Origin of the sequence: Rubrivirga sp. (genome assembly GCF_049648075.1) — a bacterium.
Lineage (GTDB): Bacteria > Bacteroidota > Rhodothermia > Rhodothermales > Rubricoccaceae > Rubrivirga.
On the sequence record NZ_JBARYR010000543.1, the window covers coordinates 1 to 18,521 of the forward strand.

Annotated in this window: 16 protein-coding genes; 3 read left to right on the plus strand and 13 right to left on the minus strand. The window is 65.7% G+C overall.

The window, feature by feature from the left end; all coding sequences use genetic code 11:
- Nucleotides 1-336: 336 nt before the first annotated feature.
- From WBA11_RS15145 to ybeY, 3 genes are all read left to right on the plus strand, one after another.
- On the plus strand, nt 337-3,246 hold the full coding sequence (locus WBA11_RS15145; RefSeq protein WP_424521498.1) for a DUF2723 domain-containing protein: 2,910 nt from the start codon (nt 337-339) through the stop codon (nt 3,244-3,246).
- Between the two features lie 62 nt (nt 3,247-3,308).
- Nucleotides 3,309-3,743, plus strand: coding sequence for a hypothetical protein (locus WBA11_RS15150; protein WP_424521499.1), 435 nt, complete (start codon nt 3,309-3,311; stop codon nt 3,741-3,743).
- A 34-nt stretch (nt 3,744-3,777) separates the two neighbouring features.
- On the plus strand, nt 3,778-4,248 hold the full coding sequence (gene ybeY, locus WBA11_RS15155; RefSeq protein WP_424521500.1) for an rRNA maturation RNase YbeY: 471 nt from the start codon (nt 3,778-3,780) through the stop codon (nt 4,246-4,248).
- Between the two features lie 101 nt (nt 4,249-4,349).
- Here the strand turns inward: ybeY and WBA11_RS15160 are convergent, their stop codons facing one another.
- The 13 genes from WBA11_RS15160 to WBA11_RS15220 all read right to left on the minus strand — a co-directional run.
- The gene (locus tag WBA11_RS15160) at nt 4,350-5,309 is read right to left on the minus strand and encodes a methylenetetrahydrofolate reductase (protein WP_424521501.1); all 960 of its coding nucleotides are present in this window, start codon (nt 5,307-5,309) and stop codon (nt 4,350-4,352) included.
- Between the two features lie 85 nt (nt 5,310-5,394).
- On the minus strand, nt 5,395-5,688 hold the full coding sequence (locus WBA11_RS15165) for a hypothetical protein (RefSeq protein ID WP_424521502.1): 294 nt from the start codon (nt 5,686-5,688) through the stop codon (nt 5,395-5,397).
- 3 nt (nt 5,689-5,691) lie between these two features.
- A complete protein-coding gene (locus tag WBA11_RS15170) occupies nt 5,692-6,261 on the minus strand; it encodes a hypothetical protein (protein ID WP_424521503.1) in 570 nt (189 codons plus the stop codon).
- A 40-nt stretch (nt 6,262-6,301) separates the two neighbouring features.
- The gene (locus WBA11_RS15175; RefSeq protein WP_424521504.1) at nt 6,302-7,540 is read right to left on the minus strand and encodes a cytochrome c oxidase subunit 3; all 1,239 of its coding nucleotides are present in this window, start codon (nt 7,538-7,540) and stop codon (nt 6,302-6,304) included.
- A 78-nt stretch (nt 7,541-7,618) separates the two neighbouring features.
- The gene (gene ctaD, locus WBA11_RS15180) at nt 7,619-9,415 is read right to left on the minus strand and encodes a cytochrome c oxidase subunit I (protein WP_424521512.1); all 1,797 of its coding nucleotides are present in this window, start codon (nt 9,413-9,415) and stop codon (nt 7,619-7,621) included.
- Nucleotides 9,416-9,511: 96 nt separating this feature from the next.
- Complete coding sequence (coxB, locus tag WBA11_RS15185) at nt 9,512-10,696, minus strand: cytochrome c oxidase subunit II (RefSeq protein WP_424521505.1); 1,185 nt, start codon at nt 10,694-10,696, stop codon at nt 9,512-9,514.
- 39 nt (nt 10,697-10,735) lie between these two features.
- Nucleotides 10,736-11,626, minus strand: a complete 891-nt coding sequence (locus WBA11_RS15190) for an SCO family protein (RefSeq protein ID WP_424521506.1) — start codon at nt 11,624-11,626, stop codon at nt 10,736-10,738.
- On the minus strand, nt 11,626-12,453 hold the full coding sequence (locus WBA11_RS15195) for a hypothetical protein (protein WP_424521507.1): 828 nt from the start codon (nt 12,451-12,453) through the stop codon (nt 11,626-11,628). Before WBA11_RS15195 ends, WBA11_RS15190 begins: the two co-directional genes overlap by 1 nt.
- 114 nt (nt 12,454-12,567) lie before the next feature.
- Nucleotides 12,568-13,941, minus strand: a complete 1,374-nt coding sequence (locus tag WBA11_RS15200) for a hypothetical protein (RefSeq protein ID WP_424521508.1) — start codon at nt 13,939-13,941, stop codon at nt 12,568-12,570.
- A 25-nt stretch (nt 13,942-13,966) separates the two neighbouring features.
- Entirely contained in the window at nt 13,967-14,617 is a 651-nt protein-coding gene (locus WBA11_RS15205; protein WP_424521509.1) for a c-type cytochrome, read from the minus strand.
- A gap of 26 nt (nt 14,618-14,643) precedes the next feature.
- The gene (locus WBA11_RS15210; protein WP_424521510.1) at nt 14,644-15,315 is read right to left on the minus strand and encodes a DUF3341 domain-containing protein; all 672 of its coding nucleotides are present in this window, start codon (nt 15,313-15,315) and stop codon (nt 14,644-14,646) included.
- 2 nt (nt 15,316-15,317) lie between these two features.
- Nucleotides 15,318-16,835 (minus strand): NrfD/PsrC family molybdoenzyme membrane anchor subunit, encoded by a 1,518-nt coding sequence (nrfD, locus tag WBA11_RS15215; RefSeq protein ID WP_424521513.1) that lies wholly within the window; start codon nt 16,833-16,835, stop codon nt 15,318-15,320.
- A gap of 102 nt (nt 16,836-16,937) precedes the next feature.
- Nucleotides 16,938-18,521 (minus strand): 4Fe-4S dicluster domain-containing protein (locus WBA11_RS15220; protein WP_424521511.1); only part of this gene is annotated, 1,584 nt, incomplete at its 5' end.

An 18,521-nucleotide genomic window follows, 5' to 3' on the forward strand; every position in this document is an offset into this window, starting at 1 on the left:
CCCGCAGCGCGACCATCCGGTCGACGGCGCTCCACGACGTCCCGTCCCGCTCCCGACCGATCAGCCACGCGAAGACGGCGACCACCACGGACAGGGCGAGCAGGGCGAGGGCAGCGCGCATGTCCGAAGAACGCCCGTTCCGTCCTCGAGGTCCGCGTCCTCGAGGCATGTCCGGAGCGTAGTCGAAGGGACGACATGCCAGGCCGCGACGTCCGACCTCGAGGCCGCACCCGAAACGCCCCGCGTCTCCGTTGGATCGGTCGGGGGGCGCCGCTCCCCCGGGCTATCTTCGCACCGTCGCACTTGGTCCCTCGAGGACGTCCCGCCACGCCACGCATGAACGGCAAGCTTTTCGACCGCCTCGTCTCCGCCGCGGTCTTCCTCTATGCGCTCGTCCTCTACTGGGCCACGATGGCCGAGACGACGCCGTTCTGGGACTCGGGCGAGTTTATCGCCATCTCGAACGGGCTCCAGGTGAGCCACCCGCCCGGCGCGCCGTTCTACATGTTGGTCGGGCGCCTCTTCTCGATGATCGCGCCGGTCTTCGGCGGGCTGTCGCCGGAGCCCGTCGCCTACGCAGTCAACCTGGTCTCGGTCGTGTGCAGCGCGCTCACGATCCTGCTGACGCACCTGGTGATCCGGCGTCTGGTCCGCGTATGGGCGGGTCACCCGGCGACGTGGACGACGGCCCAGCGGATCGGAGCCAACGCCGGCGGCGCGATTGGAGCCCTCGCGTTCGCGGCGACGGACTCGTTCTGGTTCAACGCCGTCGAGGCCGAGGTCTACGCCATGTCGATGCTGTTCACGGCACTCGTGGTCTGGCTCGCTCTCGTCTGGCGCGACGCGACACGCGCCGAGGAGGCCGAGCTCGCCTCCCGCGGCGAGCACCCGTTCGGTCTCCACGCCGACCGCTACCTGGTCGCCATCGCCTACCTGTTCGGGCTCGCGATCGGCGTCCACCTGCTCAATGTCCTGACGTTGTTCTTCATCGCGCTCATCGTTTTCTTCCAGAAGGTCGACCGCGACGACTGGACCAACGCTCAGCGCTTCAAGGGCCTGGCGATCACGGCCGTCGTCTCGGTCTTGGCCTTCCTGATGATCTACCCCGGCGTCGTCCAGACCCTGCCGACGCTGGCGGGCGCGAGCGGCGCCCCGACGTTCTTCCTACTCGCCGTCGTCGCCACGCTCGTCGCCGCGGTCTGGTGGACGCAGAAGAACAAGCGACCCGTGCTCAACCTGGCCGCGCTCATCGTGACGATGGTGATCACGGGCTACTCGTCCTACGGCTTGATCTTCATCCGGTCCGCCGCCGATCCGCCGATCGACGAGAACGACCCGGAGAACGCCGAGGCCATCGTGAGCTACCTCAAGCGCGAGCAGTACGGCAGCACGCCGCTCCTGACCGGCAACACGTTCGACGACCGGACCGGCCGCGTCGACGAGCAGACGTCGTTCCCGCGCCGCCACTCGTCCGTCCCGGCCCACACCCAGGTCTACGCCCAGTACGACTCGGATTGGGACTACTTCGTCAACTACCAACTCGGCCACATGTACGGGCGGTACTTCATGTGGCAGTTCGTCGGGCGCGCCTCGGACATCCAGGACGCCGGGTGGATCTCCGGCCTGGGTCAACGCGGCGATCCGCCGGGGACGACGCCGTCGGAGCAGTCCACTCGAAATATGTACTTCGGGCTCCCTCTCCTGTTGGGGTTGCTCGGACTCGCCTTCCACATCCAAAAAGACTGGCGACGAGCGCTCGGCGTCGGCGTCTTGTTCTTGGTGACGGGTGTCGGGATCATTCTGTACCTCAACCAGACGCCGTTCCAGCCTCGAGAACGGGACTACGCCTATGTGGCGTCGTTCTTTGCCTTCGCGCTGTGGATCGGTATCGGCGCGACCGGTCTGGTCGAGCTCGTGACCGACGCTCTCCGCGAGAAGGGCGAGTCGCTGCGCCGAGTCGCCGGCTTGGCCGTCGCCGCTGCCCTCTTCCTGGCCGTCCCCGGATGGATGGCCGTCGAGAACTACGACGACCACGACCGCTCCGGCCGCCACATCGCGACGGACTTTGCCCAGAACCTGCTCGAGAGCACGGCGCCCAACGCGATCCTGCTCACGAACGGCGACAACGACACCTTCCCGCTGTGGTACATGCAGGAGGTCATGGGCGTCCGCCGCGACGTCCGCGTGGTCAACCTGTCGCTCCTGAACACGCCGTGGTACATCCGCCAGCTCCGCGACCAGTGGAGCCGAGAGAGCGCCCCGATCCCGATGAGCGTCACCGACGCGGACATCGCGGGGATCAGCGGTCCCATCGACCAGCGCGCGACCGGCAACCTCGCCCCGCGCCTGATCGAGCCGACCGAGGTCGGATTGCCCGTCGACGCGAGCGCGTTCATCGACGAGACCGTCGCCGGCCAGATCGACCCGTCCTCGATTCCGAGCCAGATGACGTGGACGCTCAACGGCCAACCGCTCGGAGACGGGCGGAGCGTCCTGTACACCGCTGACTTGGCCGTTCTCGACATCCTGCGCTCGATCGCGGAGGATGGCTGGAAGCGGCCGATCTACTTCGCGGGGACCGTCTCGCAACAGTCCGAGCTCGGGCTCCAGGACTACTTTCAGAACGAGGGCCTGGCGCGTCGCGTCGTCCCGCTCCCGCGTGGAGGCGGCGATCCCGACGGCGCCGTGGTTCCGGCGGTCGCTCTCGCTCGCCTGAACAACTTCCAGTTCCGCGGCCTCAACGATCCCGACGTCTACCTCGACCAGAACGCCCGCAACATGGCCGATGGGTACCGGATCCGCTTGGGATCGATCGCGACCCGCTTGGCCGAGCAGGGCGAGACGGAAGCCGCCGAGACCATCTTGGAGCGGCTGGCAAGCGACGTGCCGTTCGAGACCGTCGCCCCCAGCTTCGGATCGCTCCTGACGCTGGCCGACGCTTACACCCGGTCCGGCAACACAGAGATGGCGTCGACCGTCCTGCGCAGCGCCGAAGATCAGGCGCTCGCTCGGCTCGAAGGCGCGTCGGCGTCTGGGCAGCAGGAGGCGTTCCAGTTCGTCCAGTACGTGCAGTCCGCCTACATCGTCGGCGGCGACTACGACGCCGCGTCGTCGTTCATGGGTCGGATCGCGGACGTGATCGGGGACGAGCGCTTCCGCCGAACGCCGGAGCAAATCCGCGAGGAGGCCGAAGCCATGCGCCCGCCGCCCGAGCCGGAAGCGGCTCCGCCCGTCGAGGGCAGCTAGCTCGCCGCCCTCGAGGACGAGCCCGACTTCCCGTACCTTCCGCCACGCCCTCTGCCGCTCTGATGCCGCTCCTGTCCGACGCCGACCTCGACCGCGCCGCCTCCGTCCTGGGCGTCACCCCGGACCGTGAGGGGTCGCTCACGCGCCTGGCGCTCTCCGACAGTGGGAGCGGGCGCCGGTTGGCCGTCGAGGTCACGTCGACCGGCGACACGTCGCTCGTCAAAGTCTACGGCACCGAGGCGCACCTCGAGCTCCACGACTGCGCGGGACTGGTCACATCCGACGAGCTGGGCGAGGTCATCTTCTTCGCGCGAGGCGGTGGCCGCGTCGCCGGTCTCGTCGTCGAGCGAGAGGCCGCGTGCTCCCTCTACGCCAACGTCTCCGAGCACCTGCTCTCCGCCGACTTCTTGACCGTCGCTCCCGAGGTCGCCCAAGCGGCCGTCGTTCTCTCGCTGAGCGAGCCGCTCTTCGAGGGCGACTGGACGCCGGAGGGGTAAGGGGGATGGGGCGCGAGGCACGAGGCAACTCGACGTGACCGACCTCGAGGGCGAACCGGCCGTTCTCGAGGGCGAACCGGCCGTTGAGGTTCACCAAGCGCACCCGTCCCTCGTCCTCGAGGACGAGAGCGTTCGCAGCGTCGTAGGTGCCGTCCTCGAGGGAGAAGGTCTCGAGGCTGCATCGATCGGAATCATCCTAGGCGACCACGGCCTGGTCCACGAGCTCAACCGCGAGTGGCTCGGCCACGATTACGAAACCGACGTCGTCTCGTTCGTCCTCGACGAGGACGCCCTGCCTCGAGGACGCGTCGAGGGCGAGGTCTACGTCGACCTCGACACGGCCATGGAGCGGGCGCCGGAGTTCGGAGTCACGATGGAGCACGAGGCGCTGCGCTACGTCGCCCACGGCGTCTTGCACCTGTGCGGCCACGACGACGCCACGGACCAGCAGCGTGCCGCCATGCGCGACCTCGAGGACGCGTACCTCGACGCGGCAGGCGTGTAGCCCGCCCTCGAGGACGAGTGCGGAGCCGAGGGGCATGGCGCGCCAAGCCCTCGTCGGTCTCAAGGTCGAGTCAGATGCCAACCGTCCTCGAGGACGCCCCCTTAGCTCACCAGCTTGCGCAGCGGCTCCGCGACCTTCACGACGTGCTTGGCCGTCGACATGATGTAGAAGTGGATCCCGGGCACGCCGGCCTCGAGGAGCTCCTCGGCCTGGCGCCGCGCCCACTCTACGCCGACGTCGGCGACGTGCTCGTCCTTGGCCTCCTCGACCTCGGCGGCGAGCGACTCGGGGATCTCGGTGTAGAAGGACCGAGGGAGTGACCTAAGCTGGCGCTTCGAGGTCAGGATCTTCAGACCTGGCACGATCGGAACGTCGATGCCCACGTCGCGGCATCGCTCGACCCAGTCGAGAAAGTGGCCGTTGTCGAAGAACATCTGGGACACCACGTAGTCGGCTCCGGCGTCCACCTTGCGCTTGAGGTTGAGAACGTCCCACGTCCGGTTCGGCGCGTCGACGTGCTTCTCCGGATAGCCACCGACGCCGATGCAGAAGTCCGTTGGGGCGGCGTCCAGCAGGTCGTTGAGGTAGTGACCCTCGTTCATCTCGCAGATCTGGGCCACCAGGTCGCTCGCGTACTCGTTTCGGTGCCGGTCCGGTCGCTGAGGCTTGTGGTCGCCGTTGTCGTCGCCTCGGACCGCGAGCAGGTTGTGGATGCCGAGGTAGTTGAGCTCGATCAGCGCGTCCTCGGTCTCCTCTTGCGTGAACCCGCGACACAGGATGTGCGGTACGGCGTCGATCCCAAACCGGTACTGAATCGCGGCACACAGGCCGAGCGTGCCTGGACGCTTCCGCTTGACGCGCTTGCGGACCGTCCCGTCCGGCTGCTCGTCGTAGATCGCCTCGGCCGAGTGGCTCGTGACGTCGATGAACGGCGGGTCGTAGGGGGCCAGCGCCTCGACGACGCCCAGCACGTCAGAGACTGAGCTTCCCCGTGTCGGCGGGATGATCTCGTACGAGAACAGAGGCCCGTCGGCGCGTTCGTAGTGCTCAGTGACTTTCACAGCTCGGTAAGAGTGACGGGGTCAGGATACGGCTCCCTATGCCTCGTCCTCGAGGTCGGCCTGCACGTCCTCGAGGAAGGCCGGTCTAATTCCGGCGCAACCACAAGTCGTCGAACAGCGGGTGCCGGTCGGGCAAGCCGTGATCTCGGGACGCGACCTCTTGACGGGCCTGCTGGTCCTCCATGATGTCCCGGACCCGGACGCGATGTGACGGCCCCCGTGCAATATCTCGCTCGCGAGCCGACAGAGCTCCGTCTGGGAGGGCCTCCTCGGGAAAGAGCAGTCGGAATGCCATGACCCCCGCCCAAATCGCCATCAGCAGAATCGCCGGGACCGCCACGGCGAAGAATGCGACGAAGAGGGCTCCGATGGGTAGCACGGCTTACTCGGCGTCGGTGGTTTCAGGAACGGCGGGTGCGACGTCGGCCGCTGGCGTCCCGAAGAGCTCGGGGTCCGGGTCGGCAACGAGAGGTGCCGCGTTGAACTCATCTTCGATCTCGGTCTGGACCGTCTGCGCTTCGAGGGCCTGCTCCTCGAGGACGTCCGTTGGAACGGCCGAGAGCTCCTCGAACGTGTCTCGGAACGCGAAGTCGAGCCAGGTAAAGGCGAAGAACACCAATAAGAACGACGTGCTGCCTAGGAAGACGAGAGTGTTGGTCCCTGTCTTCTCGTACTTGAGCCCCATGAACCGGGTGGCCACCCAGTACACCTTGGTGCCCGCGATCGCGAACGCGATCGGCACGCTTAGCGGCCCGACATGCAGGGCTGGAAACTCGAGCTCGAGGCCGAAGATGTCCGCGAAGCCCCGCTCCCACAGGGCCAGGATCACCGTGAGAAAGGTGAGTCCAACCAAAATGTAGAAGGTCCCCAGGAGCGTCTTCTTGTCGAAGACGTGGTGGCCGCCGTGGCCCGTGTGCTCCTCGTGTCCCTCCGTGTGTGCGTGGTCTGCCATGGTCGCTTGCGCGATCCGAGCGACGTCCTCGTGGACGGCTCTAGATCAGGTACATGAGGGGGAAGACGAAAATCCAGATGATGTCGACGATGTGCCAATACAGGCCCACGTTCTCGACCGGGGTGTAGTAGACGCTCGAGTACTTGCCCCTCGCGCCGAAAAACACCAAGAACCCGATCGCGATGATGCCGATGATGATGTGCAGGGCGTGGATGCCCGTCATCATGTAGTAGATCGCGAAGAAGATGCCCGCGCGTCGGTTCGAGAAGATCTCGTCCTCGCGACCTCCGTGGTCCTCGCCGTGCTCGGTCCCGAGCCCGTCCTGGTTGTACTCGCCGGGATTCGTGACTTCGGGCCCGTCGAGGGCGTCGGTTCCGGCGAGCGCCTCGGCGACGCTTTCCTGCGGGACCTCCGCCCCGCCCCGGACGGGGTCGGCGTCCACCGCATCGGGGACGTCGGTGGCCTCGAGGGCGTCGGGGACGGCGCTCGCTTCGTCCTCGAGGTCGGGCGCGCCCGCGTCAATGCGGGCGCCCGGCCCTTCGGGTTCGGCGTCCAGGACGTCTCCGGCTCCCCCATCGGGGACCGCCTCAGACTCTCCGGGGATCGTGTTCTGGTCGTCGCCGACGAGTGGTGCGTCGCCCGTGACGATCGTGCCGGCATCGGCCTCTCCGGCTTCGACATCCTCCATCTCCTCGTCGCCGCCTGGGACGAACAAGGGCGTACCGGGAACGGCACCAGTCAGGTCATTAACTCGCTGTGTCCCCTCGTTCAGCTCAAAGTTGACACCGGGATAGATCCCGTACTCAAACTTGTGCGCGTACTCGAAATACTTGACGACCAGAAAGCCCGACGCCAACAGGATCGTGGCCGAGAGCATCTGGATCATCAGCTTGCGGTTGTCCATCTGGACCGCGCGGATGGCCCACGCCATCGTCAAGGACGAGAGTAGCAAGACCAACGTGTTGGCTGCGCCTAGCGCTGTGTCGAGCTGCATGCTCGCCTGCTCGTACAGCTCTGGGTAGAGCACGCGGAAGATGCCGTACGCCACGAACATCCCTCCGAAGAGCAGGATCTCCGTCGCCAGGAACAGCCACATCCCCAGCTTCGAGGCCTCGAACTGCTGCTCCGAGGAGACGAAGTAGTGGCGCAGGTTCGACGGGTGCATCTGGCCGTCGTGCCCGACCAGCATGTGCTCCTCGTGGGAGCTCGCGTGGCCGTCTCCACCATGATCGTCCCCGACGTGCGGGTCCTCGACGGTGACTTGCGTGGGTGTCGCCATGTGTATCTCGGGTTCGACCTCAGGGCCGGAAGATCGTCCTCGAGGGCGGCTCAGTGCCGCGTCCTCGAGGGCGGACGGTTATACGAGCGGGTCGGGCTGGCTCGTCCCGTCGTCGACGGTCTTGTCCATCTCCTGCGGAGCGCCGACCTCGACGTTCGGGACGGGCGCGCCGCGCTGGCTGTCGCCGGAGCTCTTGAACAGGACCTCGTAATCGTACGGGCCGTGGGTCACGAGCGGCGTGTGGTGGAAGTTGTGGTGGTCCGGCGGCGTCGTGCAGTGCGTCCACTCGAGTGTGGCGCCGCCCCACGGGTTGCCCGGGGCCAGCTTGCCCTTCTTGAGCGACCACAGGCCGTTGACGAGCACGACTAGCAGGCCGACCCCCAAGACGTACGATCCGATGGTCGAGGCCTGGTGCAGCGGCTCGAGCCACGGCATGTCCGGGTAGTCGTAGTAGCGGCGCGGCATGCCCTGGCTGCCCATGACGAACTGGATAAAGAACGTCATGTTGAAGCCGAGGAAGACCAACAGCGCCGAGACCTTGCCCAGCGTCTCGTTGTAGAGCCGGCCGGTCATCTTGGGCCACCAGTAGTGGAGCCCGCCCAGGAACGCCATCACCGTCCCGCCCATCATCACGTAGTGGAAGTGGGCCACGACGAAGTAGGTGTCGTGCAGGTGGATGTCGACGGCGAGTGCGCCGACCATGATGCCCGTCACGCCACCGATCGTGAACAGGAACAGGAACGTCAGGGCGTAGAGCATCGGCGTCTTGAGCCAGACGCTGCCCTTGTACATCGTCCAAACCCAGTTGAAGATCTTGATGCCGGACGGGATGCCGATCAGGAACGTGATCAGCGAGAACACGACGCTCGACACCGGGCTCTGACCCGACGTGAACATGTGGTGGCCCCAGACCAAGAAGCCTAGGAGCGCAATCGCCACCGACGAGAGCGCGACGGCGCGGTAGCCGTAGACACGCTGGCGGCTGAACGTCCCCATCAACTCCGAGATCACGCCGAAGGCTGGCAGGATCATGATGTAGACGGCCGGGTGACTGTAGAACCAGAAAAAGTGCTGGAACAGAACGGGGTCTCCACCGAGCGCCGGATCGAAGATGCCGATGCCCAACACGCGCTCCATCACCAGCAGCACGAGCGTGATGCCGATGACCGGCGTCGCCAAGATCTGGACGATCGAGGTCGCGTAGATCGACCACAGGAAGAGCGGCATCCGGTTCCAGGTCATGCCCGGCGCCCGCATCTTGTGAATGGTCACGATGAAGTTGAGGCCCGTCAGGATGGACGAGAAGCCCATCACAAAGGCGCCCATCGCCATCGCGATGACGGCCGTCCCCGTCTCCTTCGAGTAGGGCGTGTAAAACGTCCAGCCCGTGTCGACGCCGCCGGTCGTGATCGACATCAACGCGATGATGGCGCCGATCACGTAGATGTACAGGCTCAGCAGGTTGAGCCTGGGAAACGCCACGTCCTTGGCGCCGACCATGATCGGCAACAGGAAGTTGCCCATCGTGGCCGGTATCGACGGGATGATGAACAGGAACACCATCACCAGCCCGTGCATCGTGAACACGCGGTTGTAGGTGTCCGCGCTCATGATCGAGCCGGCGCCGTCGGGGCCGTTCACGAAGAACAGCTCGGTTCGGATGCCGAGGGCGAGCAGGCCGCCCACCGCGAAGAAGACCGAGACGGCCACGAGATACATGATCCCGATCCGCTTGTGGTCCACGGTGAAGGCCCACAGCTTGATCCATTGCCACGCGCGGGCCAAGCCGCGGACGTCGTCGGCGGGCCGTGGCTCACGGAGGTAGTTGTGGACCGGCTCGTGACCGACCGGATACGCTCGCTGCTCACGAGGCATCGAGGCCGGTCGGGCCGTCGGGCGGGGTGGGGCTTCTGTCAGCGTCGCCATGAGAGTTGGGGCGTCGGCCTCGAGGACGGGGCCAGCGGTGTGATGTTATTCGCTGTCAATGAGTGGTTCGTCGTCGCGGACGGCCTCGCGCTCACCAGGAGCGACGGGGTCGGCGACGGGGACGCTCGGGTCCCCCATGCCGCCCTCGGGCGGCTGGCCGGCGAGCGACTGACTCGAGTCGGCGTCGGCGGAAAGCGTGGTGTCGGCGGCCGTACCCGCGCCGTTCAGGACGCGGATGTAGGCGACGAGTCCGGCGAGTTGCTCGTCGTTGAGTTGGCCCTCGTACGAGGGCATGTTCGCGTTCTCGTACCCCGGCGTGATGTACGCCTGAGGGTAGAGGATCGATTCGATGAGGTACTCCTCGTCGGCGATCCCCTGGTCGCTCCCCGGCTTGGCCTGCTCCCACAGCCCGAGCCACGTCGGGCCAACGCCGGACGATCCGTCGACGGAGTGGCACGTGTTGCAGCTGCGCGCGGTGTAGAGTTGCTCGCCCAAGACGGCCGGCGCGACCGGCCCGGCACCCGGTGGGCCGTTCCGCAGGATCTCGTAGTACTCCGTCCTCGAGACGACGTTGATTCGGGCGCCCATGTTGGAGTGCGCCGTGCCGCAATACTCGGTGCAGAGAACTTGATAGACCCCCTCACGCGGGGCCTCGAACCAGACGTACGAGAAGCGGTTGGGGATCACGTCGTGCTTGATCCTGAACTCCGGGACGTAGAAGCTGTGGAGCACGTCCTGGCTCGTCATCTCCATCCGGATCGGTGTGTTGACGGGGACCCAGACCTCGTTGAACCCTTGCATCCCGTTCTGATATTCGAAGCCCCACGCCCACTTCTGGGCCTTGACGTTGATCGTGATCGCGTCGCTCGGCGGGATGGACGTGCTCACGTAGGCGCGGAAGCCCCAGAAGAAGACGACCAGCACCAAGAGCGTCGGGACCGTGATCCAGCTGATCTCGAGCCACTTGCTCTCGTGAACGTCGATCGGCCGGTCCGCGTTGGACTTCCGGCGGTACTTCCAGACGAAGTACACCATCGCAGCGGTAACGATGAGGGTGAGCAGGATGCTCATGTACAGGATGAAGTAGAACAGCCCGTCGATCTCGTGGGCCGTCGTCGACTCCTGGGGCGGCAGCCAGACCGAGCCGCCCTCCGTGAAGAAGGCCTGCCGCGTCGGACCGCCGACCGAGTCAGCAGCGACTTGAAGGAGCAGGAGTAGGGAGTAGATCATCTAGGAAAGGTCGGCCTCGAGGGCGACGACGGAGTGTCACTAGGCGGCAGCGGGACGAGCGTCGTCCCAGCCGTCGGGAGTTCGGTTGACTTCGCGGCGCCAGTAGAACGCGAGCAGGCCGCCGAACAAAAGCATGAGCAGGGCCCCGCCGATCTTGGTCAGGGTCAAGACTTGGAGCGAATACGACTGGGCGTCCTCGTCGTACTCATAGCACGTGATCAGGAAGCGGTCGAAGGCGGTCCCGACAGTCCCCTCACTCGCCTCGACCAAGCCCAGCTTGAAGTCGCGGCCGGCGTAGTTGATGCCGTAGAGGTACCGGGTCACCTTGGCCTCAGGGCTCAGCAAGACGAGAGCGCCGCTGTGCGCGTACTCCCCCGTCCGCACGTCGTAGGCGTACTTGAAGCCGACGGCGTCGGCCAGTCGCTGAACGCTCGACTCGTACTCCTCCCCAACCGTCCACAGGTGGAACGCATCGAGGTCGCCGAGATCGCCACGCCGAGCGTATTTCGCCTTGGCCGAGTCCGCCCTGGAGGGCGTATCGCGCGGATCCATCGAGACCGCCAGCACCTGGTAGTCTTGGCCCAGATCGAGGTCCGTCTCTGCGACCGCATCGGCGACACCGTCCAAGACCAAGCTGCACAGCATCGGGCAGCTGTGGTACACGAACGCGATCGCGAGCGGCCGTCCGTCCTCGAGGATGGATGCGAGCTGAACCGGCGCTCCCTCTTCGTTGAGAAAGGTCAGGTCCGTCGGGACGGTGTTACCGAGAGCCTCGATGATGCCCACTTGACCAGCGAGGCGATTCGGGAGGGCTCCCTGCCCCTCCTGGCCATCGAGCGGCGGCATGCTCCCCTGCTGGATGACCTGTGCGTTCGCGCCCATCGCAAGGGCGACGCCTACGGTCAGAGTCAGAAGAGCACGGAGGCGCATCAGTTGGAGTCTCGGAGTGGGGTCACCCCCGGCGTGTCGTCGATGTCCACGTCCTCGACGACGGTGTCGGCATCGTTGTCGATCAGATTCACCGTCGCGTCGGCGTCGACGTCTTGGCCGACGCGCTCGCCGGTCGGTGCAACGTCTGGGATGTCTGTGGCCGTCGGAGGCAGGATGTCCGTCTCAATCGGGACGTCTTGAACGACGCGCCCGGGGTTGATCATCACGGGCAGCATGTTCCACTCCGCAGACCGCTGGGGAAGGCCGCTCGAGGCCGCGGATCCGTAGCGAGCAGCCACCAGGCCCATGGCTCGGCTGACGGGCACACCATAGGTCTCTTCTGCGCGAGTGTACTGCGAGAGCTTGGCGATCCCCTCGGCCTGTAGATCCCGGAGCTCGATGTACTCCGCCTCACCATCGGCGCGTAGCCCGACCTGCGTACGGAACGGGATGTAGAACAGGTAGATCAGGATGATCGCGAGAGCCGCCACCGACGCCAGCGTGGCGGCGACCAGCCCCAAGAGCTGGCCCGATGCGATCCCCTCTTCCTCGACACCCATCTGGGCGAGCAGCGCCTCAGCTTCTGGGTCGTCGGACCCCATAACGCCGGACGCCTCCTCGTCGACCGTCGCCACGGTCGCGGTCAACAGCCCCTCGATGGGTCCGATCTCCTCATCCTGCTCCGGGCGAACGGCCGGATCCACTCCAGGCCTCATCCCCTCCTCTGGGGTGGGCACGGGCTCGCCGCGGTGCGGGTTCGGAACGCGGGCCTCCGCGTCCTGGGGGCGCTCGTCGGCGGGATCGATCGGTGGGACCTGGTCGCTCATGGAATCAGTCAACGAGGCCTAGCCTCACTTGTTTTCAGTTTTGATTGAAAGATTCGGTGGAGCACAAAGCTCCCTCCGTCTCCCCTCCCTGACCGACCTCGAGGACGCCTCTGGCTAGACGTTCTCGAAGCGCAGGGAGTCCGCGAAGTAGGGGTCGCCGTAGGGCGTGATTGCGTGGCGACCAAGGCGCAACATGGCCATCCCAACGAACAGCCCGAAGAGGCCTAGCCAGACGGCCATCTCGGCAATCGGTAGATGTGGCGCCACGACGTTGATCGCCATTCCGCTCGCGGCGTCGTTGATGGCTTCTGGCGGGGGAGCCGCCTGCAAGCTGGCGAGCAGGTCGCCTCCGCCGGCCTGGAGGGCGGCGTACCCTGTCTCGTAGGACGAGACGTACATCGAGGGCATCGTCATCCACCAGAGGTCGACCCAGTGCATCACCAGGAGCCAGACGGCCATCGTAGCCAAAATGGGCGCGATTCGCTTGCTCGCACGTGGGATCAGGAGGACGAACGGCAAGATGAAGTTGAAGATCAGCAACGACCACGCCACGATCTCCCAGCTTCCTTCGAACCGTTTCGTGAACCAGACGATCTCCTCGGGGAGGTTCGCATACCAGTACAGCATGTACTGGCTAAAGGCGACGTACGTCCAGAACACGACGAAGGCGAACATGAACTTGCCCATGTCCTGGGTGTGCTCCACGGTCACGACATCGAGCATCTTGCCCTTCTTGAGCAGCAAGGCCAGGAACGTGACCAGGCACAGCGCTCCGAGCCAGCCACCGGCGAAGAAGTAGACCCCGAACATGGTCGAGAACCAGTGCGGGTCGGTCGACATGATCATGTCGAACGAGAAGAACGAGGTCGCGATCGCTGCGAGTGGGATGCCGAGGCCGCTCCACCACCGAAGCTTCTTCGTGTTCTCCACGTCGGGCGTCGCGTCGTTCTGGACCGAGTACGAGTAGAGCTTATATCCCAGCACCGAGAAGATGACGAAGTAGGCGACGTACCGGATCAGGAAGAAGGGCACATTGAGGTACGGCTCCTTGCCTGCGACGATCGAGTCGTACTGGGGCGACGCGGGGTCGAACAGCTCCGCGTGCGTCCAGTGGTAGAGGTCGTGCATCCCCAGCAGGACGGGGATCCCTGCCAGCGCTAGGATCGGGAAGGAGACCATGAGCGCCTCCGGGATTCGGCGGATCGTGACCGACCACCGCGCCTTGGTCAGGTGCTGGATCATCACGAAGAACAGCGCCCCGATGGCGATCGAGACGCAGAACGACCACCCGATGAGGTAGGAGAACAGCGCACGGGGCACTCCGCCGTCGGCTAGGGCGAGGATGACGCCCAGCGCCAAGAGCGCCACGCCAGCCCCGAGGGGGACGGCCCACCATCGGGAATCGCTCGACAAGCGAAACCGCGAGGGGACGCGGTCGCCCTCGAGGGCGACCGGATCAAAAAAGACGCGAGTGAGAGCGTTCGCCATGGTCGGCTAGTGTCCCGAAGTGGGGTTAGTTGGTGCGGACGTTCGGGTTGGCCACGTCGAGACGCTGACGCTCCGTCTCCGGCAGGTCGTCGGCCGTCGCGTTCTGGCTCTGTTGGAGCGCACGGATGTAGGAGACGATGGCCCAGCGGTCGGCCGGCGCGACTTCGTGCCCGTAGCTCGCCATCGTGTTGACGCCGTTTTGAATCACGTCGTAGATGTAGCCATCCTCCCGGGCGCGGAGCGCGTCGGTGTGGTAACTGGGGACCTGGAAGCCGTACCCGACACCACCATTCCCAACCGCGACGATGCCGCGACCGTCACCGGCGATGCCGTGGCACACCGTGCAGTAGATGTCGTACCGGTCCTGCCCTCGCTCGAGGAGCGCGGGCGTGACCTCGACCGGGATCTCGGCGACGTAGCTCCCGTCAGCGTTCCGGCCGAAGTAAAACGGGGCGTTCCCGTCGACGCGGAGCTGGCCTCGCGCGACGGTCCCGGCGACCGGCTGGCGCATGGCGGACCCATCGGCGAAGAGCGGGTTGGCCTCCTGGGCCTCGAACCGCTCCACATAGTCCATGTTGAGGTTCGGGTGGATCGGCGGCGCATCGCTCGTCATGCCGCGGCAGCCGCCGAGGACGGCGACTGTCGTTAGTGCGAACGTGAGGGTGCGTAGAGTCATGGGTGTGGCCTGGTTCGGCCTCGAGGCTAGATGTCGCCCGTCGTGTGCTGAGGAACGATCGGTGTCGGCGTGCCCGTCGCAGCGGGCAGGGAGCTCACGGCGTCGCCGGTCTCGCTCACGGCCGTCGCCCCGTCGTGGTCCACGTACTCGAGGGCGAGGGCGCCCAAGTCGTCGAGGTCACTGGCCGTCGTAGAGCGCGAGAACGAGTCGTCACGGACCGAGACGTGTACAAAGAAGGCGTCGTCGGTGGCCCGGCTAAATCGCTCCGAGTTGAACAGGGGGTTGTACGGCCGAGGGAGCCCGTTGAGCGCTAGCATCCCGCCCACCGCCGTCAAGGCCGAGAACAGGATCGTGAGCTCGAACATGACGGGAACGGACGACTCCCAGGCGAAGAGGGGCTTGTTCGAGATGTTGATCGCGTAGTCCACCTCGCTCGTCCACCACTGGAGCGCCCACCCCAGGAAGCCGCCCAAGAGGCCACCTCCAAAGACCATGAAGCCAAGCTTCGAGACGGGGAGCCCCATCGCGCGGTCCATTCCGTGGATCGGGAACGGCGAGTAGGTATCGAGCTGGGTGTAGCCGCGCTCGCGCAGGCCCTCGATGGCGTGGACGAGGGCGCCGGGATCTGAGAACTCGGCCAGCAAACCGACGTGCTGGTTGCCCCGGTCCTCGATCGTCTGTCTGATCTTGCTCAGCATGCTTAGGCGGTGGCGTCGGGATCGAAGTCGTCTGGGACGCCGTCGCTGTCCGCATCGAGGGCGGCGGGCGCAGCCCCCTGGACGAAGGCGTCCTGCTGGTACGGTGCGACGTCGTGCGTGATGTCGTGGCCGTCACCGACGGAGTGACCGTCGCCGGAGTGGTGGTAGAAGTGCGGGTCCGCCTGGGGCATTACGCCCTTGACCTCCGCGATCGCCACCATCGGCACGAACCGCAGGAACAGGAGGAAGAGCGTAAAGAACAGGCCGAAGGTGCCCAAGAAGAGCAGCGCGTCCCAGATCGTGGCGCTGTAGTAGTCCCAGTTCGACGGCAGGTAGTCGCGGTGGAGCGACGTCACCGTGATCACGAACCGCTCGAACCACATGCCGATGTTGGTCGTGATCGAGATCGCGAACATGATCGGGATCGACCGGCGGAACTTCTTGACCCAGAAGAGCTGAGGGAAGATCAGGTTGCAGGTCATCATGGCCCAGTAGGCCCACCAGTACGGCCCGAAGGCCCGGTTGGCGAACGCGTACTGCTCGTAGACGACGCCCGAGTACCACGCGATAAAGAACTCCGTGATGTAGGCGAACCCGACCACCGACCCCGTCACCAGGATGATGATGTTCATCTTCTCGAGGTGGTCGAGCGTGATCAGGTTCTCGAGGTTGTACACCTTGCGGGCGACCACCATCAGCGTGACCACCATCGCGAAGCCCGAGAAGATGGCGCCGGCGACGAAGTAGGGCGGGAAGATGGTCGTGTGCCAGCCGGGCACCATCGAGACCGCGAAGTCGAACGAGACGACGGAGTGGACGGAAAGGACGAGCGGCGTCGCCAGGCCAGCTAGGAGCAGGTAAGCCCGCTCGTAGTGGCGCCACGACCGGTTCGATCCGGTCCAACCCAGGGCGAAGAAGCCCAAGATCTGAGCGCGCAGCGTCCGCCCCATCTTGGCCGCTCGGTCACGGAGCGTCGCCAAGTCCGGGATCAGTCCGACGTACCAGAAGAGGAGCGAGACCGTCCCGTAGATCGAGACCGCGAACACGTCCCAGAGCAGCGGGCTCTTGAAGTTCGGCCACATGGCCATCTGGTTCGGGATCGGCAGCAGGTAGTAGACCAGCCACACGCGTCCGACGTGGAACGTCGGGAACACCAACGCACACGCGACGGCGAACAAGGTCATCGCCTCGGCCGCTCGGTTGATCGACGTGCGCCACTTCTGCCGGAACAAGAAGAGGACGGCCGAGATCAGCGTGCCCGCGTGGCCGATGCCGACCCAGAACACGAAGTTGACGATGGCCCAGCCCCAGGACACCGGGTTGGTCACACCCCAGACGCCCGGCCCGTTCCAGACGAGGTAGGCGAGCGCGACGCCCATGATGCCGAGCCCCGCCAGGGCGGCACCGAAGGCGATGAACCAAGCAATCGGGGTCTTTTTCTCCGTGTGATGCGAGACGAGCTCGGTCACATCGTGGAACGACAGGTTGCCTTTGACGAGAGGCGCGTCCTCGAGCGTCATCGGCGTCCCGTCAGGATAGGCCGGAGCGCCGTCGCCACCGAGGCGACCGTAGGCGGACTTTGAAGTGACTGTAGCCACAGGGGCGGGGGCGTGTTCTAGAGCTTAAGCGGCCGGTTCGACCTCGAGGTCGTCGCCGTAGGACTTGATGAGCGGGTTCTTGACGGTGTCGTACGGCGTGGCGAGACCGGGGTGCGGATTGCGGAGACGTGCGAGGTAGGTCAAGCGCGGCTTGACGGCGAGCTCGGCGAGGAGCGCGTAGTTGCGCGGGCTCTCCTTGCTCCGAGCCACGGCCGACGTGCGGTCGTTGAGGTCGCCGAACACGATCGCGTTCGAGGCGCAGGCCTGCTGGCAAGCCGTCTGCAGCGAGCCGTCCTCGATGCGGAAGTTCTGCTCGGAGACGGGGAGTCCCGAGTTCTGAGCGTGGTTGTACGCCTGCGTCTGGCGGATGCGCTGGACGCAGAACGTGCACTTCTCCATCACGCCGCGGTAGCGGACCGTGACGTAGGGGTTCGACTGCATCTGGACCTCGAGCGGGAGCGTCTTGGTCCAGTTGTAATAGTTGTAGCGCCGCACCTTGTAGGGGCAGTTGTTGGCGCAGTACCGCGTGCCGACGCAGCGGTTGTAGGTCATCTCGTTGAGGCCGTCCGGCGAGTGCGCGGTCGCGTTGACCGGGCAAACCTGCTCGCAAGGAGCGTTCTCGCAGTGGACGCACATCAGCGGCATCGACACCATGGCCGGGTCCGACTCGTCGGTGCCGACGTAGTAGCGGTCCAGGCGGAGCCAGTGCATTTCGCGACCGCGAGACACCTGGTCCTTGCCCACGACCGGCACGTTGTTCTCAGACTGGCACGCGACGACGCACGCGTTGCAACCCGTGCACGCGTTGAGATCGATGGTCATGCCCCACTGGTTCTCGGAGTAGATCCAGTCGCCCAAACGCGGGTCGTTCGAGGCCGAGTTCTCCTCGCCCCAGAGCGGGTCGAAGTTCTCCCACGGCGTGTCCTCGACGTAGTGGTTCCGGTCCTTCGCGAACTCCGGGTCGGCGGTGTACTCGTCGACGGTCGCCATGCGCAGGATCAGGCGGCCCTGCATGGTGCCGTGGTCCTGGGTGCTGGCGATCAGGTAGTCGTCGGCGACCTCCTCGAACGCCTCGATCGAAGCGACGGGAGCGGCGAGGGACCGGCAGCGCTCGACGCGCGCCGAGACGGCGCCGGCCTCGAGGGCGCTTCCAACATCGTTCGCGACGGGACCCGGGCGGTAGACGTCGGTGTCGACGTCGAACACGCGCTCCAAGATGCCACGGTCGCGGATCTCGCGATCAGTCGCGAACTCACGGCCGTAGCCCATAAACGCCGTGATCGAGTCGTCCGGCTGGCCTGGCTGGACCCAGACGGGGAGATCGACGGCGACGCCGTTTGTCGTCGTAAAACGGACGACGTTCGCGTAGTTCTTGCCCTTCTCGACGCCGGTCCCCTCGAACTGGTCGTCCTCGCCGGTCTCGAATCGGTTCTCGTCCTCGATGCCCATACGGATCGCGGTCCGAGGCGAGACAAGAGCGACCGGGTCCCACGTCACCTTTGTGACCGGGTGCGGCGCCTCCTGCATCCACGTCAGGTTCGAGAACGCGCCGTCGTAGAGCGTCGGGCTGGTACGGACGACGAGCTCGATCTGGTCGTCTGCCGGCGC